This window comes from Amycolatopsis sp. NBC_00355 (assembly GCF_036104975.1).
GTDB lineage: Bacteria > Actinomycetota > Actinomycetes > Mycobacteriales > Pseudonocardiaceae > Amycolatopsis.
On record NZ_CP107982.1, the window covers coordinates 4,102,921 to 4,126,933 of the forward strand.

Sequence of the window (24,013 nt, forward strand, 5' to 3'; positions counted from 1 at the left end):
CGGGGTGTGTAAAGGTGTCGGTCATGGCTGACGAACTGGTGCACTACGACGTGGTGGGCGGCACCGCCACGATCACCTTGGACTCCCCGCACAACCGCAACGCGCTGTCGGCGCAGCTGCGCCGCGAGCTGTCGGATTCCCTGGCGAAAGCCGCCGAGGACGACGCCGTGCGCGTGATCGTGCTGACCCACACCGGGCCGGTGTTCTGCGCGGGGATGGACCTGAAGGAGGCCCGCGGCGCCGGCGCGGGCGACCAGGGCGTCAACGAGTTCCCGAAGATCCTCGAGCAGCTGTGGAGCAGCCCGAAGCCGGTCGTCGCGCGGCTGGCCGGGCCCGCCCGGGCCGGCGGCATCGGCATGGTCGCCGCGTGCGACATCGCGGTGGCGGTGCCGGAGGCGACGTTCGCCTTCTCCGAGGTGCGCATCGGCGTCGTCCCGGCGGTCATCTCGCTGACCGTGCTCCCCCGCCTCAACGCGCGCGCCGCGCACGAGCTGTTCCTTACCGGGGACACGTTCGACGCGCGCCGCGCGGTCGAGATCGGCCTGCTCAACTCCGCCGTCCCGGCCGGCGAGCTGGACGGCGAGGTCGCCCGGTTCGTCAAGGCCCTGGCCCAGGGCGGCCCGAACGCGCTGGCCGCGACGAAGGCCCTGCTGAGCCGGCCCCGCCCGGCGACGCCGTCGGACGGTTTCGAGGACATGCTCGGCCTGTCGGCGAAGTTCTTCGCGAGCGAGGAAGGCCAGGAGGGCATCCTGGCCTTCGCCCAGAAGCGCAAGCCGAACTGGGTCCCGCAGGACTAGCCGGTGCGGCGTTCGGTGCGGCCACCGCACCGAACGCCGGCCGCGCGAGCCGTCACCCGGCGAGGAACGCGCCGAGGTGCTCCGCCACCGCCCGCGGAGCGCTCTCGTCGGGGGCGTTGTGATCCGCCCCGTCGAGCAGCTCGACCCGCGCTCGCGGGATCACGCGGCTCAGCGGCTCGAGCACCCCGAGGAGATAGGCCGGGGTCCTGGTGCCGCCGAGCAGCAGTGTCCTCGCCATGACCTCGGCGTACGTCGCGCCATCGGAGTCGTACCGCGCGACCTCGGTCAGCTCCGGTGGCGTCGTGGGCATGAGATCCCGCATCTCGACGCCGCTCCTGCCACCCACCAGGAGAGCGGCGAGCGCGAGGAACACGACTCTCGGGGTCGAGCCGGGCAGCGGAGTCAGGCGCGTCCGGTGCAGGAACAGGGCCATGGCCCGGGTTCGCCGGCCGGCCGCGAGCAGCCGCTCGAAGCCGGGCAGGAACGACAGGTCGAACGAGCCGTTCAACGACACCGCCGGCTCGTACACCACCAGCCGGTCGAGGGACCGGTCCGCGCGCGCCGACTGCAGGGCCACCAGGCCGCCGTAGCTGTGGCCGAAGACGAGGTGCGCGTCTTCGGCCTGCTGGACAGCGCGAAGATCCTCGATCTCACGCTCGAGGGTGTAGTCCGGGCCCTGCGGACCGCTGGCCCCGCGCCCCCGGCGGTCGATCACCGAGACGGCGAACCGATCGGCGAGTTCGCCGGCCAGCCGGTCGTAGTTGTGCGCCATCCGGTTGTTGCCGGGGACGATCACGAGCCCCGGCCCGGCACCGCGATGGGCGTAGCTGATCGCGGTGCCGTCGAGCGAGTCGATCGAGCGATATTCGGTCACGCGCAAGTATTCGCAGCCGGCCCTGGTACGACGCTGTTACCGCGCTGACAGGCACAGTCAGGCACGGTCGGGCGCTGTCAGGCGTCCGGTAGCACGACCGTGAGCCGCCACGAGCCGGCGCTCGGGCCGCTCGGCCCGAGCGCGCGCTGCGCGTCCGAGAGCACGCTGCGGATGGCCAGGTAGGTCTTGGGTTCGGCCTTGCGCAAGCCTTCCGAGCCCGGCCAGATGAGCACGTGCTCGCCCGGCGGCAGCCACGACAGGTCGGTCAGGCAGTCGTAGAGCGCGTCGAGGTTGTGGCCGAAGTAATCCGGAAAGGACAGTGCTTCGGCGAACGCGCTCAGCGTGCTGGCCTTGTCCACGGTCGGCTGCGAGTTCACCAGGTGCGGGTACGCGCCGCGCCCGAAGGCGTCTTCCGCGGCGGCCTTCGCCTGCTCCCCGGCGCTCATCGGGCCGGGTCCACGACGACGAACGACGAGTAGTGGTCGCCGGTGTAGAACAGCTCGTGCGCCCGGCCGGAGATCAGCCGCCGCGCGCCGCGGTCGGCGCTGCCCGGCGTCTTCACGGTGTATTCGCGGTAGTAGCCGGATTGCTTGCTGGGCAGGCGCTTCTCCCGGTTCTCGAACACGACGTCGTCGTTGCGGGGATAGGGGTACGGGCCGCCCGCCCGGATCAGCTTCCAGGTGTCGGCGGCCTGCGCCGGCAGCGTGGACAACGCCTTGACCGGCAGGCCCGAGTCGGCGCCCGGCACCGCCGAGCCACCCTGGGCGGGCGCGGCGGAACCGGTGCTGCTCGTGGTCGGTGCCGTCGAGGGGTTCGACGAGCCGCCGAGGTTGTCCTTGACCAGCCAGCCCCCCAGCACCAGCACGAGGAGCCCGATCAGCGCGGCGGTGATCCGCCTTCGGTTGAACATGGTGCGCGAGCCTATGCCGAGCGGTCGGAGCGGTCGTCGTCACGCCCCGGGGTGAGTCGTCTGGCGAAGAGGCCGACGACCTTGTCGAGGACCCAGGCGGCGGCCAGGCACAGCGGCACGACCACCACCATCACCAGCACGAACTGGACCGGGAACCACGCCTGGGCGAGCCACAGCTCGACCCCGTCCCACCAGTCGGCAAGCCCGTTGAACACGGTGTGAGCCTACGCGCGCTCTCGTGCCGTCGCGCTTCAGGGGCGGTAGGTTCCGAAGCATGTTCGCCGTCTACGCGCAGGAACCCAACGCCGAAAGCCCCTTGGACTCGCTCGTCGTCGGCGAGCGCCCCGAACCCGAAGTGCCCGACGGCTGGGTCCGCGTGCACGTCAAGGCGGCCAGCCTCAACATGCACGACCTCTGGACGCTGCGCGGCGTCGGGATCAAGCCGGACCAGTTCCCGATGATCCTCGGCTGCGACGGCGCCGGCACCCTCGACGACGGCTCCGAGGTCGTCGTCCACTCGGTGATCAACGCGCCGGGCTGGCAGGGTGACGACACCCTCGACCCGAAGCGCACGCTCATCACCGAGAAGCACCAGGGCACCTTCGCCGACCAGGTCGTCGTGCCGGCGCGCAACGTCGTCCCGAAGCCGGCCGGCCTGAACTTCGCCGAAGCCGCCACCATGGGCACGGCCTGGCTGACCGCCTACCGGATGCTGTTCGTGAAGTCCGGGCTGCGGCCCGGGCAGACGATGCTGGTGCAGGGCGCGTCCGGCGGCGTCTCGACGGCTCTGGTGCAGCTCGGCCGCGCGGCCGGGTTCCGGGTCTGGGTCACCGGCCGCACCGAGGAGAAGCGCGCGCTGGCCACGAGTCTCGGCGCGCACCAGGCGTTCGAGTCCGGCGCGCGGCTGCCCGAGCGCGTCGACGCGGTGTTCGAGACGGTCGGCAAGGCGACCTGGTCGCACTCGGTGAAGTCGCTCAAGCCGGGCGGGATCATCGTGGTCTCCGGTTCGACCAGCGGCCCCGACGCGAACGCGGAGCTGCAGCGCGTCTTCTTCCTGCAGCTGCGCGTCTCCGGCTCGACCATGGGCACCCGTGACGAGCTCGCCGATCTGCTCGCGTACCTCGACCTGACCGGCGTGCGACCGCAGATCGGCGCGGAACTTCCGTTCGCGGACGCGGCCAAGGGGTTCCAGGCGATGCTCGACGGAGACACCGCCGGGAAGATCGTCTTCACTCGCTGACCGCCGTGACCTGGGCGGATGCGCCCGGAACCCGCTCAGGTCACCGCTTGTACCGGCTAGTTCGTGAATTGTCAACGGACTCTTATCGAGATCTGGTCGTTAGCACCGAAGTTCCACCGGAACTCCACTGTGGCCAGCTAATCTGTAGTCATGACCGCGACGAAGCGGCCCGCTCCGGCTGTACCGGGCGGCCGGCCCAGCAGCGACCCGGATCCCGTCCGGGTCTCCTTCCGGCGCTACGCCGGAGTCCGCACCCGCGTCCTCGAGGTCGGTGACCCCGTCCAGGACCCGGAACAGTCCGCCCCGCGCCGCTCGCGCCGACGATCCGCGGTGCCGCACGTCCGGCCGACCGCGCCGAGGCTGGTGCTCCTGCACGGTTACTGCGACAGCGCCGACACCTGGCGCCCCGCCCTGGAGCAGCTCGCCGCCGCCGGCGTCCCGGCCATCGCCGTCGACCTCCCCGGGTTCGGGGACGCCCAGCCGTTGCGGCCCGGGCCGATGCTGCCGCAGCTCGACGCGTTCACCACCGCCGTCGTCCGCGAGCAGGCCGTGCTCGGCTCGGTCGTGCTGGCCGGGAACTCCCTCGGCGGCACCATGAGCCTGCGTGCCGCCCAGAACAGCCGGCTCCCGCTCTCGGGCGTCGTCTCGATCGCCGCACCGGGCTTTGTGGACTCGTGGCTGATCCGCACGATGGCGCGCTACCCGCTGCCGCTGCGGCTGTACTCGTCGCTGCCGGTCCCGGTGCCGGGTTTCCTGGTCCGCAAGGTGGCCGAGCAGCTCGTCCCGCGGTTCCTCTACGCCGACGCGCACGCGGCCGACATCGCCCAGGTGCAGCGCTTCACCGCGCTCTTCCCCGACTACCGCGCGACCAAGAGCCGTCTGGAACAGGCCCGGCAGCTCGTCGCCGAGCTGGCCGACGCCTACCGGCTCGACTCCGTCACGGTGCCGCTGCTGGTCGTCGCGTGCGGCAAGGACAAGCTCGTCACCGCCGCGTCCGGACGTCAGCTGCACACGCTGGTGCCGCACAGCAGGCTGCTGGTCCGCGAGGACTGGGGCCACTGCCCGCAGCTGGACGACCCGGCGGAGATCGCCGAGCTGCTCACCTACTTCGCCGCGAGCGCGGTCCGGACCACCCAGGCGAAGCGCGCCGCGGCGAGGGCCGCCGACGGCGTGAGCGAGGACACCGTGGCGGGCTGAACGCTCGCGCTGTAGCCCGGCGGGGTTGCCGGTAGGTTCCCGCTGGGTCCGTGATCCGGGCCGTTCACCGACGTTCGGGAGACGATGATGTCCGCTCCAGGAGGCCTGGGCAGCAGCTCCGGCATCTTCCGGCGCAAGCCGATCGACCAGATCCCCGACACTTCGGAAGCCGGTGGCCTGAAACGCACCCTGGGCCTGTGGCAGCTGACGGCCATCGGCATCGGCGGCATCATCGGCGCCGGGATCTTCGCCCTCGCCGGCAGTGTCGCGCACGGCGACGACGCGGCGGGCATCCCCGGCGTCGGGCCGGCCGTGCTGATCTCGTTCCTCATCGCCGGCGTCGCGAGCGCCGCGGCCGCGTTCTCCTACGCCGAGTTCGCCGGCCTGATCCCGAAGGCCGGCTCGGCCTACACCTACGGCTACGCGGTGCTCGGGGAGGTCGTCGGCTGGTTCATCGGCTGGGACCTGCTGCTGGAGTACACCGCGATCGTGGCGGTGGTGGCGATCGGCATCTCCGGCTACTTCAGCTTCCTGCTCGGCCAGCTCGGGCTCGATCTCCCCGCGTGGATGCTGGGCGCGCCCGGCACCGGCCCCGGGCACAAGGTCGACCTGTTCGCCGCGCTGCTGTGCCTGCTGATCGCGTACCTGCTCAACCGCGGCATCCGCAGCGCCGCCCGGTTCGAGACGGTGATGGTCGGGATCAAGGTCCTGATCGTGATCGTCGTGGTGCTGGTCGGTTTCTTCTACATCAAGACCGGCAACTACACGCCCTTCGCCCCGGCCGGCTTCGGCGGCGCGGTCACCGGCGCCGCGACGGTGTTCTTCGCCGTCTTCGGTTACGACGCCATGTCCACCGCGGCCGAGGAGTCGAAGGACGCGCAGCGGCACATGCCGAAGGCGATCCTCTACTCGCTGGGCATCTCGATGGTGCTCTACGTACTGGCCTGCCTGGTGCTGACCGGCATGCAGAAGTACACCGAGATCGACCCGAAGAGCGGCTTCTCGACGGCGTTCAAGTCGGTCGGCCTGAACGGGCTGGCCACGGTCATCGCGATCGGCGCCATCGTCGGCATCCTCACCGTGCTGTTCACGTTCCTGATGGGCGCCACCCGCGTCGGCTACTCGATGAGCCGCGACGGGCTGCTGCCGCCGTGGTTCGGCAAGACGCACGCGGTGCGCCAGGTGCCCAGCCGGATGACCTGGATCCTCGGCGGCGCGGCCGCGGTCATCGCCGGGGTGCTGCCGATCGGCGAGGCCGCCGAGCTGACGAACATCGGCATCCTGCTCGCGTTCGTCGTCGTCTGCGTCGCGGTGATCGTGCTGCACTACAAGCGGCCGGACCTCAAGCGCACGTTCAAGACGCCGGGCATGCCGGTGGTGCCCGCGGTCGGCATCGTGTTCTCGATCTGGCTGATCACGTTCCTGCAGCCGGCGACCTGGCTGCGGTTCGCCGTCTGGTTTCTGATCGGCATGGTCATCTACTTCCTCTACAGCAAGCGGCACTCAGTGCTGAACCGCTCCGATGCCGAGGTGGAGAAGACGGACTAGCGGATCCGGTCGAGGCGTGCGGCGGCTTCGCGCGCCTCGACCTTCAGCCGTTCGACGATCACGGCGGCCGAAGCGTCGTAGGCGAGCGGGTAGGTCTGGCCGGCCCACAGCGAGATCGCCTCCGGGTCACCGGCTTTCGCCGACGCCTTGCGCACCGGCCCGGCCATGCGGTTGATCTGCGGGTACGCGGCGGGCGCGCCCGCGGACAGCTCGTCCATGAACCGGTTGACCAGCCCGCGCGCGGGGCGGCCGCTGAAGGCGCGGGTGAACGCCGTCTCGCGGTCGGCGACGACCAGGGCCTTGCGGTGCGCCTCGGAGGTGCCCGCCTCGTCCGCGCGCAGGAAGACCGTGCCCAGCTGGGCGGCTTCGGCGCCGGCGGCGAGCACGGCCACGACGTCACCGCCGTGCACCAGGCCCCCGGCCGCGACGAGCGGCACGTCCACGCGGGCGGCGACGAGCCGCAGCAGCGCGAGGGCGCCGTACTCGGCGCCGCCGCCGGGCAGGTCGGCGTCGTCGGTGAACAGCGAGCGGTGCCCGCCCGCCTCGAACCCCTGCAGGACCAGCGCGTCGGCGCCGAGATCCGCCGCGCGCGCGGCGGCCTCCGGCGTGGTGACGGTGACGAGCACCTTGCTGCCGGCCTCGTGCAGCCGGACGACGTCCGACGGCGAAGGCGACCCGAAGGTGAACGACACCACCGGGACGCGCTTCTCGAGCACGACGTCCAGCTTCGCTGGATACGCGTCGTCGTCCCACTTCGCTTCGCCCAGCTCGACGTCGTATTCGCGGGCGACGGCGAGCAGCCGCTCGCGGTAGGCCGTGAGATCGGCGCCGGTGTCCGGCTGCGGCACGAAGAGGTTGACGCCGAACGGCCGGGCGGTCAGCTCGGCGGTCCGGTCGATCTGCGCCGCCAGAGCCGCGGGCGTGAGCATGCCGGCGGCCAGGAACCCGAAGGCCCCGGCCTCGGACACCGCGGCGACCAGCTCCGGGGTGGTCGGGCCGCCGGCCATCGGCGCGGCGATCACCGGGAACGTCAGCTCGTCGAACATGTCTCCGAGCCTAATCCGGCTCAGTCCGGCAGGAGCATGGTGTAGAGCTTCTTGATGCGCCCGTCCTCGACGAGGGCGACGTCGATCCCCCGCGCGACCGGCTGCGCGCCTTCCGGGCCGAAAGCCCAGGCCAGGTGGCCCAGGTCGGCGTTGACCAGCACCGGCCCGGCCGCGGAGAACACGAACCCCGGCGACCGGTCCAGCAGGCCCTTGGCCTTGGCGTCCAGTTCGCCGTGCCCGGTCGCCACCCCTTCGGGATCGGCGAACGCGACGTCGGTCGCGTAAGTCGCGGCGATCGCCTTCGCACGTCGCTCGTCATCCCGTTCGTTGAAGACCTGGAGCAGGTTGGCTTCCATCAGCTCGGCCACCGTCGCCATCGCACACCCTTTTCTCGAGCGGATCGAGCACCACATTACGTGAAACATCACGCATCTGGATCAGGGGTGGTCGTTCGGCCGCGGCAGGCTGCCGTGCTCGACGAGAGCGTCGTAGACCCGCTCGAGCGAGGTCGCCAGCCGCGCCATCTCACCGGGCTCGAGCGCGTCCAGGAAAGCCTTGCGCACGAACTCGACGTGGTCCGGCGCGGCCTGGCGCAGTGCTTCCCAGCCGGCCGCGGACAGCACCACGTCGACGGCCCGGCGGTCCTCGGGGCGGGCGGCCGTCTCCACCAGGCCGCGCTCGCGCATCCGCTTCAGGTGGTGCGAAAGCCGGCTGCGCTCCCAGCCGATGCGGATCGCGAGGTCGGTGATCCGCATCCGGCCGCCGGGCTCGCTCGTCAGGGCGACCAGCACGTGGTAGTCGGCGAGCGAGATGCCGCTGTCGGCGCGCAGCTGCCGGTTCAGCTCGTACTCGAGGCGGAGGTGCACCTTCATGTAGGCGTACCAGACGGCCGTCTCGCCGCCGGAAAGCAGCGCGAACGGCGATCCCGGTTCGAAGTCCCGCGGCACGGCGCGAGCTTAACCACCCTATCTGGTCTAGACCACCGTCGGCAGAAATGCGACGATCCGGGCAGGCGCGACGGCGATGCCGCGCCCTTCCCGCCAGGAGGACCGGTGAAGACACCCCGCACACGGCGCCTCGGCCGCGCGCTCGCCGTACTGGCCTTGGTCGGCCCCGGCGCGACGGCCGCCCAGCTCACCCCGGCCGCGTCGGCGGCCACGCCCGCGTTGCAGTCGATCGTCCCGGTGCCGGTGTCGGTGACCCCGGCGGCCGGGGTCAGCTTTCCCCTGGTCTCGACGACGAAGATCGTCACCGAAGCCGGATCGGCGCCGGCCAGGGACGTCGGCACCTACCTCGCCGGCGTGCTGCGGCCGTCGACCGGCTACGCGCTGCCGGTGTCCGACGCCCCGGCGTCCGTGCCGGCCGACAGCATCACGCTGCTGCTGAGCGGCGCGCCGTCCTCGGTCGGAGCACAGGGCTACCAGCTCGTGTCGACCGCGTCGTCGGTCACCGTGCGGGCGCAGACGGCGGACGGTCTCTTCGCGGGCGTCCAGACGTTGCGGCAGATGCTGCCCGGGAGCATCGAAAGCCCGTCGGCGCAGCCAGGGCCGTGGAGCGTGCCGGGCGCGACGATCGTGGACTACCCGCGGTTCGGCTACCGCGGCGCGATGCTCGACGTCGCCCGGCACTTCCACCCGGTGGCGACGGTCAAGCGCTACCTCGACCAGCTGGCCCAGTACAAGATCAACAACCTGCACCTGCACCTGGCCGACGACCAGGGCTGGCGCATCCAGATCGACAGCTGGCCGCGCCTGACGACGTACGGCGGCAGCACCCAGGTCGGCGGCGGCGCGGGCGGCTACTACACGAAGGCGCAGTACACGGACATCGTGAACTACGCGCTTTCGCGGCACATCACGGTCATCCCGGAGATCGACATGCCGGGGCACGTGAACGCGGCGCAGGCGTCGTACGCGGAGCTGAACTGCAACGGCGTCGCGCCGGCGCTGCGGACGGACACGGCGGTCGGCTACAGCTCGCTGTGCATCTCGAAGGACATCACGTACACGTTCATCGCGGACGTCCTGCGCGAGCTGGCGGCCCTGACCCCGGGCCCGTACCTGCACATCGGCGGCGACGAAGCCTCGTCGACGTCGGCGGCGGACTACCTGACGTTCGTGAACAAGGTCCTCCCCCTGGTGGTGGCCACGGGCAAGTCCGCGATCGGCTGGCACGACATCGCGAAGGCGACGCTGCCCGCGTCGGCTTCCCCGCAGTTCTGGGGGACGTCCACGTCGGACGCGGGGGTGTCGGCGGCGGTTTCCCGTGGCAGCAAGGTGATCCTGTCGCCGGCGAACAAGGCGTACCTGGACATGAAGTACAACAGCGCAACCCCGATCGGCCTGTCATGGGCGGGCTACATCGAGGTCCAGGACGCCTACAACTGGAACCCGGGCGCCTACCTGTCGGGCGTGGGCGAGTCCGCGGTCCGCGGCGTGGAATCCCCGCTGTGGGCGGAAACGGTGGTCACCTCGGCGGACATCGACTACCTCGCCTTCCCCCGCTTGGCGGCCCACGCGGAGCTGGGCTGGTCCCCGTGGGCGACCCACGACTGGACGGCGTTCCGCACCCGCCTGGGCGCCCAGGCGCCCCGCTGGGTGGCCCAGTCGATCAATTTCTACCGCTCATCGCAGGTCGCGTGGGACACGGGCGGTACGACGACCCCGGGCACCTGCACGGACCCGGCGTGGAGCGCGTCGCAGGTGTATACGGGCAGCACCGTGGTGTCCCACAACGGCCACAAGTGGACGGCGAAGTGGTGGACGCAGGGCGAAGAGCCGGGAACCACCGGCCAGTGGGGAGTGTGGACGGACAACGGCCCCTGCTGACCCGGACGCGGCCGCCGGTCTGCGGTGCCGGCCGGGCCCTGCCCGATCTGTGCCAAGCACCGGGTGGCGAGCCGCTCGCGAGTCCGGAGGTCCGGTCCGACGTCCAGGTTGCCGTCACCCATCGGGCCGAGCCCGATCTGCTCGGCTGTCTCTTCGTCGAGCCTCGGCGGCACGTCGCGGGCCTCGATGAGCTCGCCGAAGACGAGGCGATCGCGCGGGCGGTCTGAGTGGCGGCGCCTTCACTGCGCGCCAGTTCGATCCGGAGTCCGTGCACACCTTCGTCGCGGGCGCACGTCCACCAGCACGTCTTCGGCCGGCTCCGCGGCACGCCGGCCGGGACCGGCCGGCCGGACGTCGACCGGCCGGGCGCGCCGCACGGGACCCGGCCGGGTTGTGCGGCCGGGTGAGGGCCTGCTTCAGCCGGCCATGATCGTCGCGGCCAAGGCCATTCGGTGGTCCTTGGTCCACGGTGGGCCGAGTGTCGCCCGCGGGCTGTCGAGCACTTCGTCGGCTCGCGACCCCAGGACCGCGGCTGCCTGGCGCTCGACGTCCTTGGCCTCGTAGAGGTGCACGTCCCAGCCGCGGGCGTGGGCGAGTTCGGCCAGGACCTGGCGGTACATGACCGAGTCGGCGCGGGCCTCGTACGGCACGCGGCGCCGGACCTCGATGTCCTCGGGGAAATCGGGCGGCCACGCCCTGAGCGACATCGACACGATCGGTTCGGGCAGTGCGGCGGCGAGCCGGTCCAGCTCGGCCGATGCCGCCCGGGCCGCCGATGCGCGTACCTTCGCCACCAGGTCGGCCGCGGCGGTGTCGTCGAGGTGCTTGCCGTCGTGGTGGATCGGGGCCGCCGCCACGCCGGGCTCGACCAGCTCGATCCGCCGGCGGTCCACGACCCGGTGGTCGGCCGACGCCGTCACTGCCACGGCCCACCCGAAGTGGTGCGCGATACCGAGCCGCATGGGACGAGGTTTCCCCCGCCGCTGCGGACAGTCAAGGCCGCACTCCACCCCGTGAAACCGGAACACCCGGCGCGGCAACCGGGTTAGCTTGAGGCATGAGCGCTGATCTCGAGCAGGTTCGCACCCTGTCGCTGCAGGAAAACGGCCTCGCCACCATCTCCACGACGCGCGCCGACGGCACCGTCCACTCCTCCGTCGTCAACGCCGGGGTGTTCGAGGACCCGGTGACCGGGGCGCCGGGCGTCGCCTTCGTCGCCCTCGGCCGGGCGCACAAGCTCGCGCTGCTGCGGCTGGCCGGGCACGCCACCGTGACGTTCCGGCGCGGCTGGAACTGGCACTCTGTCACCGGCGCCACCCACCTGATCGGGCCGGACGACCCCGACCCGGCCTTCGACGCCGCCGGGTTGCCGAAGCTGCTTCGCGACGTCTTCATCGCCGCCACCGGGACCCACGACGACTGGGCCGAGTACGACCGTGTGATGGCCGAAGAGCGGCGGGTTGCCGTGTTCGTGACGGCGGACCGGATAATCGGCAACCGCTGAGCCCGTCCGGCCCCAGGAGTCGTCCCGTTGTCCGAGTCCCCGCCCCGCGTCACCACCCCGGCGAAGGTCCTCATCGGCCTGCTCGCCGTCATCGACGCGGGCTTCGGCGCGGCCCTCGCCCTGGGGCTGGTGCGCGGCCTCTCCGTCTGGCTGATCGCCGGCGCCTACGCGGCGTCCGTACTCGTCGCCGTGCTGGTCTACCGGGCCTCGCGCGCCCGCGTGCTCAAGCGCGGGTTCGACGGCCTGCGCGACCTCACCCTCGGCGACGAGGGCATCCGCCTGCCCGCGGGCACGATGAGCACCCGGCTCGTGCTGTGGGCCGAGATCGCCGACGTCACCGCCCGCCGCTCGGCCCGCTTCGGCGACGGCTACCTGCGCGACGCCATCTGGCTCGACCTGGTCACCGGCGAAGGCGTCGAGAGCTCGGTGCAGTGCTTCGCGCCGCGCAAACGTCTCGAACCCGCGCCGGCCCGAAGACGGCAGTTCGACCAGACCGCGATCCTCGATCCGGCCCTGTTCGACGCCGTGATCGAGCGCCTGCGCCGCGAACTGGGCCACCGCCGGCTGCACGCCGACACCCGCGGCGAACCCCGCCCCCGGCGCCGTTGACGCTCGGGCATACTTCCGCCATGAGCGAATGGCAGCGCATCTCACCTCCCGAGGCGCACCGGCATCTCGCGAAGCGCAACGCCGTCGTGCTCGGCGCCATCGGACTCGCCCTGATCGGGGTGTCGCTCTCCCTCGGACACGTACCTCAGGCCATTTTTCTCCTCGTCTTCATCGCCGTCGCCGGCGTGGTGATGGCGTTGAGTGCTCTCTCGGGGATCCAGGCCGGTCCGAACGGACTCCGCCTCCGGCAGTTCTTCGCCGTCCGTGAGCTGCCGTGGTCCGCAGTCGCCGACGTCACGACCGCGCCCGCGCAGCACCTCGGCGCCGACACCTCCTACACCGCGCTCTGGATCGTCACCGCCGCCGACGAGCGGATCCAGACCCAGGTGGTGCGCTACGACCACCCGCCGCAAGGCGAGCGGGTGAGCACCCGGCGCTGGCTCAAGCTCGGGCCCACCGAGTTCACCGGCGTGGTCGAAGAGCTGCGCGACGCGGTGCGCCAGGCCCAGGAGCAGCCGGGCTCAGCCGAGCCGGCCCAGTAGCTCCCGCGGCACGATCCGCACCGGGAACGGCCGCTCGGCTTCGAAGACCTCGTCACCCGCGGCCTTGGCCACCTGCTGGTAGTTCCCGTCCACGTCCAGCTCGAACACCGTCAAGGCGGGCTCGGCCGGGTCGATCACCCAGTAGCTGTGCGTGCCAAGCCGCTCGTAGATCGCTTTCTTGGTGTTGAGATCGTGGATCGCAGTACTCGGCGACAACACCTCGACCGCCAGCACCGGCGGCGCCGGGAGATCCTTCTCGGTGAAGTCTTCGTCCCGGCCGACCAGTACGTCAGGCTGCAGCTCGATCTTGTCGCCCGAGTGAACCGCGAACGGCGCGACGAGTACGTCGAACTGAGGCGGGCATTCGACTTCGAGGACCCTCCACAGTCTCACGACGATCGCCTGGTGCCGTCTCCCCGGTGCGGGCGTCACGACAAGCACCCCGTCGATGAGTTCGCAACGTCGTCCATTGTCCGGCATCCCCTCGAGGTCCTGCACCGTCAGGGGGCCCGAATCGGCGGGATGCTCGATGTCTGCCATGACCGTCATGGTGCTCTCCTTTCGCTCTTCGCACCAGAGCACACCAGAGGGCACCGACAGAAACGGCGTCGAACACGGGTTCGGCGCCTGCATTCACACGGAAGCGTGAATACAGGCGCCGGCGTCACATCAGCGGAACAGTTACTTCTTGTTCTTGCCGGAGTCCTCAGTGGACAGTGCGGCGACGAAAGCCTCTTGCGGGACCTCGACCCGGCCGACGGTCTTCATCCGCTTCTTGCCTTCCTTCTGCTTTTCCAGCAGCTTGCGCTTACGCGAGATGTCACCGCCGTAGCACTTCGCCAGAACGTCCTTGCGGATCGCGCGGATCGTTTCGCGCGCGATGATCCGGGCACCGATGGCCGCCTGGATGGGCACCTCGAAGTTCTGCCGCGGAATCAGCTCGCGCAGCCGGTTCACCATCCGGTTGCCGTAGGCGTAGGCGTCGTCCTTGTGCACGATCGCGGAGAACGCGTCCACACCTTCGCCCTGCAGCAGGATGTCCACCTTGACCAGGTCCGCCGCCTGCGTGCCGGCCTCTTCGTAGTCCAGCGACGCGTAACCGCGCGTACGCGACTTCAGCGTGTCGAAGAAGTCGAAGATGATCTCGCCCAGCGGCAGGTTGTACCGCAGCTCGACCCGGTCCTCGGACAGGTAGTCCATGCCGAGCAGCTGGCCGCGCTTGTTCTGGCACAGCTCCATGATCGTGCCGATGAACTCCGACGGCGCCAGGATGCTGACCTTGCTGAGCGGCTCGAGCACCTTGTCGATCTTGCTGCCGGTCGGCCAGTCCGACGGGTTGGTGACGTGGATTTCCTTGCCGTCGTCCAGCACCACGTCGTAGACGACGTTCGGCGCCGTGGAGATCAGGTCGAGGCCGAACTCGCGCTCGAGACGGTCCCGCGTGATCTCCAGGTGCAGCAGGCCGAGGAAGCCGCAGCGGAAGCCGAAGCCCAGCGCCACCGACGTCTCCGGCTCGTAGTCGAGCGCGGCGTCGTTCAGCTGGAGCTTGTCGAGGGCCTCGCGCAGCTCGGGGTAGTCGGAGCCGTCCACCGGGTAGAGCCCGGAGTAGACCATCGGCTTCGGCTCGCGGTACCCGGCCAGCGCGTCCTTGGCGCCGTGCCGTTCGGACGTCACGGTGTCGCCGACCTTGGACTGGCGGACGTCCTTCACGCCGGTGATCAGGTAGCCGACCTCGCCGACGCCGAGCCCCTTGCTGGCCTTCGGCTCCGGCGAGATGATGCCGACTTCCAGCAGCTCGTGGGTGGCGCCGGTGGACATCATCTTGATGCGCTCACGCGGGGTGATCTTGCCGTCGACCACCCGGATGTAGGTGACGACGCCGCGGTAGGTGTCGTACACCGAGTCGAAGATCATCGCGCGGGCCGGCGCGTCCGCGTCGCCCTGCGGCGCCGGGACCATCTTCACGACCTCGTCGAGCAGCGCGCCGACACCCATGCCGGTCTTGGCCGAGACCCGCAGCACGTCGTCGGGCTCGCAGCCGATGATGTGGGCCAGCTCACCCGCGTACTTGTCCGGGTCGGCCGAGGGCAGGTCGATCTTGTTGAGCACCGGGATGATCTGGAGGTTGTTCTCCAGCGCGAGGTACAGGTTGGCCAGGGTCTGGGCCTCGATCCCCTGCGCGGCGTCGACCAGCAGGACCGCGCCTTCACAGGCCTCCAGGGCCCGGGAGACCTCGTAGGTGAAGTCGACGTGGCCCGGGGTGTCGATCATGTGCAGGACGTGGTCCTGACCGTCGACCTGCCAGGGCAGCCGGACGTTCTGGGCCTTGATGGTGATCCCGCGCTCGCGCTCGATGTCCATCCGGTCGAGGTACTGCGCGCGCATGGCCCGCTCTTCCACGACGCCGGTGAGCTGCAGCATGCGATCGGCCAGGGTGGACTTGCCGTGGTCGATGTGCGCGATGATGCAGAAGTTCCGGATGAGCTCCGGAGGCGTGAAGGTGGTGTCGGCGAACTTGTTGCGCGCTGTCACTCGAATGAGTCCTCGGAAAGTCGGGGATGGCCACGTCCATGCTCCCATGGCGCTCCGGGTGCGGGTGGGGGTCATCCCCGATGCGAGCCCACGTGAACCGTGGTGCCCTCGAAGTATGAGCACTTCGCACCAGCCGGCACCACCTCCCCAGCCGGATCCGGACGGTTTCGGCCGTGTCCTCGACCGTGCCTTCGGTCACCCTTCGGGCGTGCTCGGCCGCCTCGGCGGCCGGCTCATGGCCCGGGGCAACTCCGCCACCGAACACCGCGTCGTCGACCTGGCGAAGCTCGAGCCGGACGAGACCGTCCTGGTCGTCGGGCCCGGCCCCGGCGTCGGCCTGCACGCCGCCGCCCGGCTGGCCGGGCGCGCGATCGGCGTCGACCCCTCCCCCGAGATGCTGGCCCTGTGCCACGAGCGCTGCGGTGACCAGGCCGAACTCCGGGAGGGGTCGGCGGCGCACACCGGCGAGCCCGGCGAGTCCGTGGACGTCGTCCTGACCGTGAACAACGTCATGCTCTGGGACGACCGCGCGGCCGGCTTCGCCGAGCTGTTCCGGGTCCTGCGCCCGGGTGGCCGACTGCTGCTGTCCGCGCACGAGAAGTGGCTGCCCGTGAGCAGGCACGTCCTGGCCGACGAAGCCGCCGAAGCGGGCTTCGCCGACCTGCAGACGTGGACCTGGGAACCACCCGGCTTCACCGCGCTCGCCGCGCAGCTGCGGGCCGTCAAACCCGCCTAGCGGGTGTCCGTGCGGATCGGGTGCCCCTCCGGCACCTCGACCAGGACGATGCGCGTGCCGTCGGGATCGGCGATCCAGGCCTCGTCCAGGCCCCAGGGCTCACGCTGGGCGTCCCGCACCGGCGTCAGGCCCTTCGCCCTGAGCCCGGCCAGCTCGCCGGCCAGGTCGCGCACCTGCAGCCAGAGCACCAGATCGGGCGACGCGCCCGTCTCGCCCGAGCCGGACACCTCCACGGAGCCGTGGCCCAGGAAGAACACCGTGCCGCCGGGGAACTCACGCTCCACGGCCAGGCCGAGGGTGTCGCGGTAGAACGCGGTCGTCGCCTCGACGTCCCGCGGGCGGATCAGCAGCCGGCTCTTCAGGACTTCCATCCGACCATCCCTACCGGAGGTCCTCAGGCCGCCGCAATCGCGGCGATGCCGGACAGCACGATCACCGACCCGGCCAGCCGCCGCACGGCGTCCCGCTCGCCCAGCACCAGCCACGCGGCGAGGCCGCCCAGCACGATGCTCAGCTCCCGGGCGGGCGCCACCAGGCTGACCGGCGCCATCGTCAGGGCGAACAGCACGAGGATGTAGGCGATCGGCGACAGCAGCCCGACGATCAGCACCTCGCGGCGCTGGTCACGCCAGAGCCGCGTCACCTCGGCGCGGCCGGCCCGCGCGCTGGGCAGGAGCAAGGCGCTCTGGATGAGCGTGCCGAGGCCGAGGTACACGACCGGCGGCATGCCGATGCCGGTCACCGAGTGCGCGTCCCACAGGGTGTAACCGGCGATCGTCAGGCCGGTCAGCACGCCGTAGAAGATCCCGGCGCGGCGTGCCTTCGCGGCGGCCGGGTCGTGCGCGGCGCCACCGCGGCGGCCGGTGCTGATCACCAGCACCCCGGTGATCACCAGGAACGCGCCGAGCAGGCCGAGCCAGCCGGGCCGTTCGCCGAGCACCAGGACGGCGGCCAGCACCGACAGCAGCGGCCCGGTGCCCCGCGCGACGGGGTAGACGACGGACAGGTCGCCGACGCGGTAGCCGCGCTGCAGCACGATGCCGTACCCGACGTGCAGCACCGACGTGCCCGCCGCGGCCAGCAGCCAGCTCCACTGTGGACGTTGCGGCTCGACGACGAGCAGCACGACCGTCACCGGCAGCAGGGCGACGGCGGAAACCGTGTAGTAGAGCCAGACGAACTGGGTGCCGCCGGATTCGATCCGCTTGGCGGCCAGGTTCCACGCGGCGTGCACGACGGCCGCGACGAGGACGAGGGACAGAGCGGTGGTGTTCACAGGACCCCTTAGGGGTTTTCGCGCGCGCGAAAACCGGGTCCTCCAGGCTTTTGCCCCGTCAGATGAACGGCGGGCCTTCCGGACCCGCCGATGGTGCCGCTCGGACCAGACCCACCGGTTCCTGGTTGTCTCGCTGGGGTGACTCGAACTGCGGGCGGACCGGTGACGGAACCCTAGGCACTACCGCCGTCCACCGTACTCCCGGTGATCCGGGCCTCGCAGGACGCGGTCGCGGGCGGCCGGAGCTGGGCTGTTAAAGTCGTGGCTCGTTGCCGTGCGGCATTCCGTCATGGAGGAAACCCGCTTTTCGCGGGGCCACACGAGCGCGGCGGCGAAGCTCACCGAGTGAAAGCAGGAGCGCCTCATGGCCAACATCAAGTCGCAGATCAAGCGCATCACCACGAACGAGAAGGCGCGTCAGCGCAACCAGGCGATCCGGTCCTCGGTGAAGACCGCGATCCGCAAGGTCCGCGAAGCCGCTGACTCCGGTGACAAGGCCAAGGCCGTCGAGATGCAGCGCGACGCCGCCCAGAAGCTGGACAAGGCCGTCTCGAAGGGCGTCATCCACGCCAACCAGGCCGCCAACAAGAAGTCGGCGCTCGCGAAGCGCGTCAACTCGCTCTGAGCTGCCTGATCTCTGGAGAAGCCCCGGCCCCGGCCGGGGCTTTCTTCATGATCAGCGGTCGCCCTTGGCCGCCGCCACCTGCAGGACCGCGCGTTCCAGCGCGTAGTTCGGGTCCGCCGCGACGCCCTTGACCTCGGCGTTCAGCCGCGCGACCACCCGCATCGCGGTGGCCAGGCCGTCCTGGTTCCAGCCGCGGGACTGGCCTTGGGCCTTGCGGACCTTCCACGGCGGCATGCCCAGCTCCCCGGCCAGCTGGTTCGGGTTGCCGCGGCCCGCGCCGGAGACGCGGGCGATCGTGCGGACCGCGTCCGCCAGCGCGTCGGCGACCAGGACGTGCGGGACGCCGAGCTGCATCGCCCAGCGCAGCGACTCCAGGGCCGCCGCGCGGTCGCCGCTCACGGCCTTCTCCGCCACCGCGAACCCGGTGACGTCGGCGCGGCCGCGGTGGTAGCGGTGGACCGCGTCGGCGTCGACGACCCCGCCGGCGTCCGCCACGAGCTGCATCGCCGCCGAGGAGAGTTCCCGCAGGTCGGAGCCCACGGCGTCGATGAGGGCCGCGACCCCGGCCGGGTCGATCTTGCCACCCGCCCGGCGCACCTCGTGGCGCACGAACTGCTCCCGCTCGGCGGGCTTGGTCAGCTTCGGGCACTCCGTCACCTCGGCGCCGGCCTTCTTCAGCACCGCCGGGAGCGTCTTGCCCGCCTTGCTGCGCCCACCGCCGGTGTGCACGACGACGAGCACGATGCCGTCCGCCGGGTCTTTCAGGTACGAAGCCACGGCGTCGGCCAGCTCCTGCGAGATGTCCTGCGCCGACTCGAGGACGATCACCCGGCCCTCGCTGAACAGCGACGGGCTGACGAGTTCGGCCAGCTCGGGCGCTGTGAGATCGGACACCCGGGCCCGCGTCAGCTCCGCCGTCGCGTCGATCGCGCGGGACGCGGCCAGCGTCTCGCGGACGGCCCGCTCGATCAGCAGTTCTTCTTCACCCAGGACCAGGTGGAGCGGGGCCGGGGCGGTGGCTTGCGCGGTCACCCGGGAATCCTCTCACTTGCTTCCCGGTGCGCCCGCTCCGGTGATGTCGAGCGGGCACCATGGCACGCCTCGAGCACCATGTCGTACGGTGTCCTCGAGGCGGCGCGCTCTTTGGCGCGCACCGACAACTGAATACCGCTCATCCAGAGGGGCAGAGGGAACGGCCCGACGAAGCCCCGGCAACCGGCGTACAGCCTGTCATCCCGCGATCGCGGGATAGCTGACGACCACGGTGCCAATTCCGGCCCGCTTCGGCGGGGCAGATGAGGAAGGAACCTCGCGATGACCGCAACCCTCGGCACGACCTCCACCACCAAGACCCCGGATCTCGGACCGGCCGTCGAACTGGTGTCGAAGGAAGAGGGCCACCGGCAGCCGCTCGCCCCCGAGTTCGTCTCCGCCGAAGACTTCTCGCCGCTCGAGGTCGCCTACGACTTCGGCCGCGTCCGCCGCGAAGACATCGAGGCCGGCCCCAAGAACATCTGGCGCTACAAGAAGCTCCTCCCGGTTCCGTCCAACGTCGAAGAGATCCCGAACACCGAGCCCGGCGCGACGCGGCTGATCCGCGCCGACCGCCTGGCCAAGGAACTCGGCCTCAAGCGCGTGTGGGTCAAGGACGACACCGGCAACCCGACGCACTCGTTCAAGGACCGCGTCGTCGCCGTCGCGCTGGCCGCGGCCCGCGAGTTCGGCTTCGACGTGCTCGCCTGTCCCTCGACCGGCAACCTGGCCAACGCCGTCGCCGCCGCGGCGGCCCGCGCGGGCTGGAAGTCGGTCGTCCTGATCCCCCAGTCCCTCGAACGCGCCAAGATCCTCACCACCGCGGTCTACGACGGCGACCTGATCGCCGTCGACGGCAACTACGACGACGTCAACCGCCTCGCCACCGAACTGGCCGGTGAGCACCCGAGCTGGGCCTTCGTGAACGTCAACGTCCGCCCGTACTACTCCGAGGGTTCGAAGACGCTCGCCTTCGAGGTCGCCGAGCAGCTCGGCTGGCGGATCCCGCCGCAGATCGTCGTGCCGATCGCCTCCGGTTCGCAGCTCACCAAGGTGGACAAGGGTTTCCGCGAGCTGGGCCAGCTCGGCCTGGTGGACGCCAGCCCGTACAAGGTGTTCGGCGCCCAGGCCACCGGCTGCTCGCCGGTCTCGGCCGCGTTCCGCGCCGGCCACGACGTCGTCCAGCCGGTGAAGCCGGACACCATCGCCCGCTCGCTGGCGATCGGCAACCCGGCCGACGGCCCGTACGTGCTCGACATCGTCAACCGCACCGGCGGCTCGATCGAGGACGTCACCGACGAAGAGGTCGTCGAAGGCATCCGGCTGCTGGCCCGCACCGAGGGCATCTTCACCGAGACGGCCGGCGGGGTCACCGTCGCCACGGCGAAGAAGCTCGTCGAGACCGGCAAGCTGGACCCGGACGCCGAGACGGTGCTCCTCATCACCGGCGACGGCCTCAAGACCCTCGACGCCATCGAGAACCACGTGGGCCCCAAGGCCACCGTGCCGGCGTCGGCCGCGGCCGTGAACCAGGCCCTCGGCTACTGACGTCTCCCCGCCGGGGGCGAGCCCAGGCTTGCCCCCGGTGGGAACGCGTTGCCGGGCAACGGACCCAGGTCAGCGGCTAGGCGGCCCTCGTGGCTCACCCCGCCGGGCTATCGCAGGCCCTGACGGGTCCGGGACGACGGCCGTGTCACCGTCGGTGTCGGTCCGGGTCACCAGGGCGCCGAGCGCCGTCAGCGTGTCCACTGTGGACTTGCTGGGATGGCCGTAGGTGTTGCCCGCGCCGACGCTGATGAGCGCCGCCCGCGGGGCCACCGCGGCGAGGAACGCCGGCAGCGAGTACCGCGAACCGTGGTGGGGCACCTTGAGCACCTCCGCTTTCAGATCTCCGACGTCGGCCAGGAGGTCCGCCTGGGCCGCCAGTTCGACGTCGCCGGTCAGCAGCACACGCCCGGCCGCCGTCTCGGCCCGCAGGACGACCGAGCTGTTGTTGATCGTCGTGCCGTCCTGCCGACCGGCCGGGCGTTCCGGCACGTAGGTCGGCCCGAGCACCTCAAGCGCCAGCCCGGGCAGGTCGACCCGCTCTCCCGGGCTCAGTTCCACCAGCGGCACGTGGCGGCTCAACGCTTCCTCGGCGACCTGCCGCCACGCCCACTCCGGCGTCCGCCCCGGCCCGACGGCGATGCCACCGACCGACCGGCCGTCGAAGACCGACGCGAGCCCGCCGATGTGGTCGGCGTGCAGGTGGCTCAGCACCAGCAACGGGATCCGGTCGACCGAGAGCCGGTGCAGGCACTCGTCGACCGGCCCCGGCTCGGGCCCGGTGTCCACCACCACGGCCCGCCCCGGCTCGGCCGTCGCCAGCACGACCGCGTCGCCCTGGCCGACGTCGCATTCGACCATCGCCCAGTTCCGCGGAGGCCACGCCGGCGCGAGCACCCGCACCGGTACGAACACCAGCAGCGCGCCGACGATCAGCACCGCCAGCAGCAGCCGGACCCGCCGGTACCGCACCGCGAACACGAGCACCGCGAGCACGGCCGCCGCGAGCAGCGCGCCCGCCCAGCCGGCCGGCCAGGCCACGACCGCGCCCGGGGCCCGCGCGCCGTGCCGCGCCACGAAGATCAGCCACTCGGCCTCCGGGCCGGCCAGGCGCACCAGGAACGTCCCGGCACCCGGCCACCACGGCGCGGCGACCGTCGCCAGCACCCCGAGCACCGTCGCCGGGGCGACGACGGGCGCGGCGAGCACGTTGGTCAGCACCGACACCAGGCTCACCGTGCCCGCCATCCCGGCGAGCACCGGCGCCGTCACCACGAAGGCGGCGAGCGGGATCGCCAGCCCTTCGGCGAAGCCCGGCGGGACGCCGCGGCGGACCAGCACGCCGGCCCAGCGCGGAGCCAGCAGAACCAGCCCCGCGGTGGCGAAGACCGACAGCGCGAACCCGAAGTCCGTGGCCATCGCCGGATCCGCCACGACCAGCAGGCACACCGCGAAGGCCAGCGCGGGCAGCGCCGAACCTCGCCGTCCCAGCGCCAAGGCCAGCAACGCGACCGCCGCCATGACCCCGGCGCGCAGCACGCTCGGTTCCGGGCCCACCAGGACCAGGAACCCGGCCAGGCACAGGCCCGCCGCCACGGCCGACAACCGCGGGCCCAGCCGGAGCACCCGCAGCAGGAGCAGGACCGCACCGCAGGCGACGGCAAGGTTTCCCCCGCTGACCGCGGTCAGGTGAGCCAGGCCCGCCGTGACGAACTCCTGCTCGACCCGAGGTGACAACGCGCTCGTGTCGCCCAGGACCAGCCCCGGCAGCAGCCCCGCGGGTTCCTCCGGCAAGGTCCGGCTCAGGTCGTGCAGGCCGGACCGCAGCCCGGCCGCGGCCTCCTGCCACCACGGCGCCGGACCCGCCTCGCCCGGCGGGCCACGCACGGACAGCACCGCCACGGTCAGATCCGAGCCACGCGGTGGCATCAGCAGGCCCGCCACCAGAACTTCCTGGCCCGGTACCATTCCCGCCCACTCCGTGACCGGCGCGAGCAGCAGGACCCGCCCGGACGAGACGACCGGCTGCCCGTCGACGGACGCCGTGCGCACGTCGGCCGTCAGCACCACGGACCGGGCGCCCGCCTGCCGATCGGCGTACCCCGCGCTCCGCACCGGCCTCGGCCGCTCCGCGACGACGACCTCGAGCTTCGCGGGCAGGCCCTGGGCCGCGGCCGCGTGCAGGCCGTCTCGCTCCGCGTCGTGGATCCGCCAGGCGATCGGACCCGCGGCGACCAGGCCGAGCACCAGCAACGCCGCCGCCGCGCCCAGCCCGCGCGACCGGCTGCGGGCCCGCCAGAGCAGTACCCCGGCCAGCACGGCCGCGGTGAGACCGACGGCGACCGCCGTCCACCAGCCGAAGAGCAGCCCGGCCAGGGCGGCGAGCCAGCACGCGAGCGCCGCCGGGACCAGGCGCAGGTCCTGCCGGGTGTCGGTCGCGGGAAGGGCGCTCATCCGACCGTCACCTGCTCGCGCAGCTTTTCGAACTTGCTTTCGCCGATGCCGTCGACGTCGCGCAACTGCTCGACTTTCGTGAAGCCACCGTGTTCGGTGCGCCACTGGACGATCCGCTTGGCCATCACCTCGCCGACGCCGGGCAGGGTGTCCAGCTGGTCCGTGGACGCCGCGTTGAGATCGACCTTCCCGCCGCCGCCTTCGGGGGCGCCGGGCGGCGCGGCGGGCGCCGGGATCCCGACCGCGAGCTGTTCGCCGTCGGTCACCTTGCGGGCGAGGTTCACGGCCGTGAGGTCCGCGCCGGGGTCGGCTCCCCCGGCGGCGCGCAGCACGTCGGCGACCCGGGATCCCTGGGGCACGGTGACCAGGCCGGGCGACCGGACGCGGCCGACCACGCTGACGACGAGACCGGCCTTGGGCGCGGCCGGAGCTTCGCCCACCGGTTTCGCGCTGGGCAGCGGTGGTGGCGGCTCGGGCGCCGGACGGCCGCCCAGCAGCGCGACCGAGCCGAGGACGAGCACCACGACCGCCACGAAGACACCGGCGAACGCCCAGCGGCGCCGGCCCGCGCCGGTCGCTCCGCCCGGGAGCCAGCGCCGGACCAGCCGGCCACCGGGCCCGACCGTGCTCGCGTCGGGCGAGAGCTGGTCGGCCAGCCAGGCGAGCCGGTCGTTGACGGGGAGGCCCGGATCCCGGGCGGGCTGCTCGAACACACGAT

At 71.6% G+C, this 24,013-nt stretch carries 27 protein-coding genes and 1 riboswitch; of the genes, 12 read left to right on the forward strand and 15 right to left on the reverse strand.

Annotated elements, in window-relative coordinates:
- The first annotated feature begins 23 nt into the window (after positions 1–23).
- Positions 24–797, forward strand: a complete 774-nt coding sequence (locus OHS18_RS18020) for an enoyl-CoA hydratase family protein (protein ID WP_328617825.1) — start codon at positions 24–26, stop codon at positions 795–797.
- Between the two features lie 52 nt (positions 798–849).
- Here OHS18_RS18020 and OHS18_RS18025 read toward each other — a convergent pair whose 3' ends face one another.
- The 4 genes from OHS18_RS18025 to OHS18_RS18040 all read right to left on the reverse strand — a co-directional run bounded on the left by OHS18_RS18025 (position 850) and on the right by OHS18_RS18040 (position 2,796).
- Complete coding sequence (locus tag OHS18_RS18025; RefSeq protein WP_328617826.1) at positions 850–1,671, reverse strand: alpha/beta fold hydrolase; 822 nt, start codon at positions 1,669–1,671, stop codon at positions 850–852.
- A 77-nt stretch (positions 1,672–1,748) separates the two neighbouring features.
- Positions 1,749–2,117 carry a barstar family protein gene (locus tag OHS18_RS18030; protein ID WP_328451096.1) on the reverse strand — a complete coding sequence of 123 codons (369 nt, stop codon included), beginning with the start codon at positions 2,115–2,117 and terminating at the stop codon, positions 1,749–1,751.
- The gene (locus OHS18_RS18035; protein ID WP_328451094.1) at positions 2,114–2,581 is read right to left on the reverse strand and encodes a ribonuclease domain-containing protein; all 468 of its coding nucleotides are present in this window, start codon (positions 2,579–2,581) and stop codon (positions 2,114–2,116) included. Before OHS18_RS18035 ends, OHS18_RS18030 begins: the two co-directional genes overlap by 4 nt.
- Before the next feature lie 11 nt (positions 2,582–2,592).
- The gene (locus OHS18_RS18040; RefSeq protein ID WP_328451092.1) at positions 2,593–2,796 is read right to left on the reverse strand and encodes a hypothetical protein; all 204 of its coding nucleotides are present in this window, start codon (positions 2,794–2,796) and stop codon (positions 2,593–2,595) included.
- A 59-nt stretch (positions 2,797–2,855) separates the two neighbouring features.
- Between OHS18_RS18040 and OHS18_RS18045 the strand changes: the two genes are divergently transcribed.
- The 3 genes from OHS18_RS18045 (at position 2,856) to OHS18_RS18055 (ending at position 6,566) form a co-directional block, all read left to right on the forward strand.
- Positions 2,856–3,821, forward strand: a complete 966-nt coding sequence (locus OHS18_RS18045; RefSeq protein WP_328451090.1) for a quinone oxidoreductase family protein — start codon at positions 2,856–2,858, stop codon at positions 3,819–3,821.
- Positions 3,822–3,971: 150 nt separating this feature from the next.
- A complete protein-coding gene (locus OHS18_RS18050; RefSeq protein WP_328451088.1) occupies positions 3,972–5,018 on the forward strand; it encodes an alpha/beta fold hydrolase in 1,047 nt (348 codons plus the stop codon).
- Between the two features lie 87 nt (positions 5,019–5,105).
- The gene (locus OHS18_RS18055; protein ID WP_328617827.1) at positions 5,106–6,566 is read left to right on the forward strand and encodes an amino acid permease; all 1,461 of its coding nucleotides are present in this window, start codon (positions 5,106–5,108) and stop codon (positions 6,564–6,566) included.
- Here OHS18_RS18055 and OHS18_RS18060 read toward each other — a convergent pair.
- Genes OHS18_RS18060 through OHS18_RS18070 form a run of 3 tightly spaced genes read right to left on the reverse strand, consistent with a single transcriptional unit; the run spans position 6,563 to position 8,559 of the window.
- Positions 6,563–7,612: a nitronate monooxygenase gene (locus tag OHS18_RS18060; protein WP_328617828.1), complete on the reverse strand. Its 1,050-nt coding sequence runs from the start codon at positions 7,610–7,612 to the stop codon at positions 6,563–6,565. The two genes, OHS18_RS18055 and OHS18_RS18060, sit on opposite strands and share 4 nt — an antisense overlap.
- A 20-nt stretch (positions 7,613–7,632) precedes the next feature.
- Positions 7,633–7,989 carry a nuclear transport factor 2 family protein gene (locus tag OHS18_RS18065; RefSeq protein ID WP_328617829.1) on the reverse strand — a complete coding sequence of 119 codons (357 nt, stop codon included), beginning with the start codon at positions 7,987–7,989 and terminating at the stop codon, positions 7,633–7,635.
- Between the two features lie 60 nt (positions 7,990–8,049).
- The gene (locus OHS18_RS18070) at positions 8,050–8,559 is read right to left on the reverse strand and encodes a MarR family winged helix-turn-helix transcriptional regulator (protein WP_328617830.1); all 510 of its coding nucleotides are present in this window, start codon (positions 8,557–8,559) and stop codon (positions 8,050–8,052) included.
- Between the two features lie 105 nt (positions 8,560–8,664).
- On the opposite strand from OHS18_RS18070, the gene OHS18_RS18075 reads away from it, so the two are divergent.
- Both OHS18_RS18075 and OHS18_RS18080 read left to right on the forward strand, forming a co-directional pair.
- Positions 8,665–10,440 carry a family 20 glycosylhydrolase gene (locus tag OHS18_RS18075; protein WP_328617831.1) on the forward strand — a complete coding sequence of 592 codons (1,776 nt, stop codon included), beginning with the start codon at positions 8,665–8,667 and terminating at the stop codon, positions 10,438–10,440.
- A complete protein-coding gene (locus OHS18_RS18080) occupies positions 10,416–10,667 on the forward strand; it encodes a hypothetical protein (RefSeq protein WP_328617832.1) in 252 nt (83 codons plus the stop codon). Before OHS18_RS18075 ends, OHS18_RS18080 begins: the two co-directional genes overlap by 25 nt.
- 189 nt (positions 10,668–10,856) lie before the next feature.
- On the opposite strand, the gene OHS18_RS18085 is transcribed toward OHS18_RS18080, so the two are convergent.
- On the reverse strand, positions 10,857–11,402 hold the full coding sequence (locus OHS18_RS18085) for a hypothetical protein (RefSeq protein WP_328617833.1): 546 nt from the start codon (positions 11,400–11,402) through the stop codon (positions 10,857–10,859).
- A gap of 95 nt (positions 11,403–11,497) precedes the next feature.
- On the opposite strand from OHS18_RS18085, the gene OHS18_RS18090 reads away from it, so the two are divergent.
- Genes OHS18_RS18090 through OHS18_RS18100 form a run of 3 tightly spaced genes read left to right on the forward strand, consistent with a single transcriptional unit; the run spans position 11,498 to position 13,095 of the window.
- Positions 11,498–11,944: a pyridoxamine 5'-phosphate oxidase gene (locus tag OHS18_RS18090; protein WP_328451072.1), complete on the forward strand. Its 447-nt coding sequence runs from the start codon at positions 11,498–11,500 to the stop codon at positions 11,942–11,944.
- 27 nt (positions 11,945–11,971) lie between these two features.
- The gene (locus OHS18_RS18095) at positions 11,972–12,553 is read left to right on the forward strand and encodes a hypothetical protein (protein ID WP_328451070.1); all 582 of its coding nucleotides are present in this window, start codon (positions 11,972–11,974) and stop codon (positions 12,551–12,553) included.
- A gap of 20 nt (positions 12,554–12,573) precedes the next feature.
- Entirely contained in the window at positions 12,574–13,095 is a 522-nt protein-coding gene (locus OHS18_RS18100; RefSeq protein WP_328617834.1) for a PH domain-containing protein, read from the forward strand.
- On the opposite strand, the gene OHS18_RS18105 is transcribed toward OHS18_RS18100, so the two are convergent.
- Together OHS18_RS18105 and lepA are read right to left on the reverse strand one after the other, a co-directional pair.
- Positions 13,075–13,644 (reverse strand): Uma2 family endonuclease, encoded by a 570-nt coding sequence (locus OHS18_RS18105; RefSeq protein ID WP_328458845.1) that lies wholly within the window; start codon positions 13,642–13,644, stop codon positions 13,075–13,077. The genes OHS18_RS18100 and OHS18_RS18105 overlap by 21 nt on opposite strands.
- Before the next feature lie 132 nt (positions 13,645–13,776).
- Positions 13,777–15,627: a translation elongation factor 4 gene (lepA, locus tag OHS18_RS18110; protein WP_328451066.1), complete on the reverse strand. Its 1,851-nt coding sequence runs from the start codon at positions 15,625–15,627 to the stop codon at positions 13,777–13,779.
- 115 nt (positions 15,628–15,742) lie between these two features.
- Here lepA and OHS18_RS18115 point away from each other — a divergent pair, with 115 nt between their 5' ends.
- On the forward strand, positions 15,743–16,363 hold the full coding sequence (locus OHS18_RS18115) for a class I SAM-dependent methyltransferase (RefSeq protein ID WP_328617835.1): 621 nt from the start codon (positions 15,743–15,745) through the stop codon (positions 16,361–16,363).
- Here the strand turns inward: OHS18_RS18115 and OHS18_RS18120 are convergent.
- Together OHS18_RS18120 and OHS18_RS18125 are read right to left on the reverse strand one after the other, a co-directional pair.
- Positions 16,360–16,734: a VOC family protein gene (locus OHS18_RS18120; protein WP_328451062.1), complete on the reverse strand. Its 375-nt coding sequence runs from the start codon at positions 16,732–16,734 to the stop codon at positions 16,360–16,362. The two genes, OHS18_RS18115 and OHS18_RS18120, sit on opposite strands and share 4 nt — an antisense overlap.
- Before the next feature lie 23 nt (positions 16,735–16,757).
- Positions 16,758–17,639, reverse strand: a complete 882-nt coding sequence (locus tag OHS18_RS18125; RefSeq protein WP_328451060.1) for a DMT family transporter — start codon at positions 17,637–17,639, stop codon at positions 16,758–16,760.
- A gap of 364 nt (positions 17,640–18,003) precedes the next feature.
- On the opposite strand from OHS18_RS18125, the gene rpsT reads away from it, so the two are divergent.
- Positions 18,004–18,264 carry a 30S ribosomal protein S20 gene (gene rpsT, locus OHS18_RS18130; protein ID WP_328451058.1) on the forward strand — a complete coding sequence of 87 codons (261 nt, stop codon included), beginning with the start codon at positions 18,004–18,006 and terminating at the stop codon, positions 18,262–18,264.
- A gap of 51 nt (positions 18,265–18,315) precedes the next feature.
- Here the strand turns inward: rpsT and holA are convergent, their stop codons facing one another.
- On the reverse strand, positions 18,316–19,296 hold the full coding sequence (gene holA, locus OHS18_RS18135) for a DNA polymerase III subunit delta (RefSeq protein WP_328451056.1): 981 nt from the start codon (positions 19,294–19,296) through the stop codon (positions 18,316–18,318).
- Positions 19,297–19,432: 136 nt separating this feature from the next.
- Positions 19,433–19,566, forward strand: a riboswitch (SAM riboswitch).
- A gap of 12 nt (positions 19,567–19,578) precedes the next feature.
- Between holA and thrC the strand changes: the two genes are divergently transcribed.
- On the forward strand, positions 19,579–20,844 hold the full coding sequence (gene thrC / locus OHS18_RS18140) for a threonine synthase (protein ID WP_328451054.1): 1,266 nt from the start codon (positions 19,579–19,581) through the stop codon (positions 20,842–20,844).
- Between the two features lie 69 nt (positions 20,845–20,913).
- On the opposite strand, the gene OHS18_RS18145 is transcribed toward thrC, so the two are convergent.
- Both OHS18_RS18145 and OHS18_RS18150 read right to left on the reverse strand, forming a co-directional pair.
- Positions 20,914–23,295, reverse strand: coding sequence for a ComEC/Rec2 family competence protein (locus OHS18_RS18145; protein WP_328617836.1), 2,382 nt, complete (start codon positions 23,293–23,295; stop codon positions 20,914–20,916).
- Positions 23,292–24,008, reverse strand: coding sequence for a ComEA family DNA-binding protein (locus OHS18_RS18150; RefSeq protein ID WP_328617837.1), 717 nt, complete (start codon positions 24,006–24,008; stop codon positions 23,292–23,294). The genes OHS18_RS18145 and OHS18_RS18150 overlap by 4 nt, the downstream gene beginning before the upstream one ends.
- Positions 24,009–24,013: the final 5 nt, after the last annotated feature.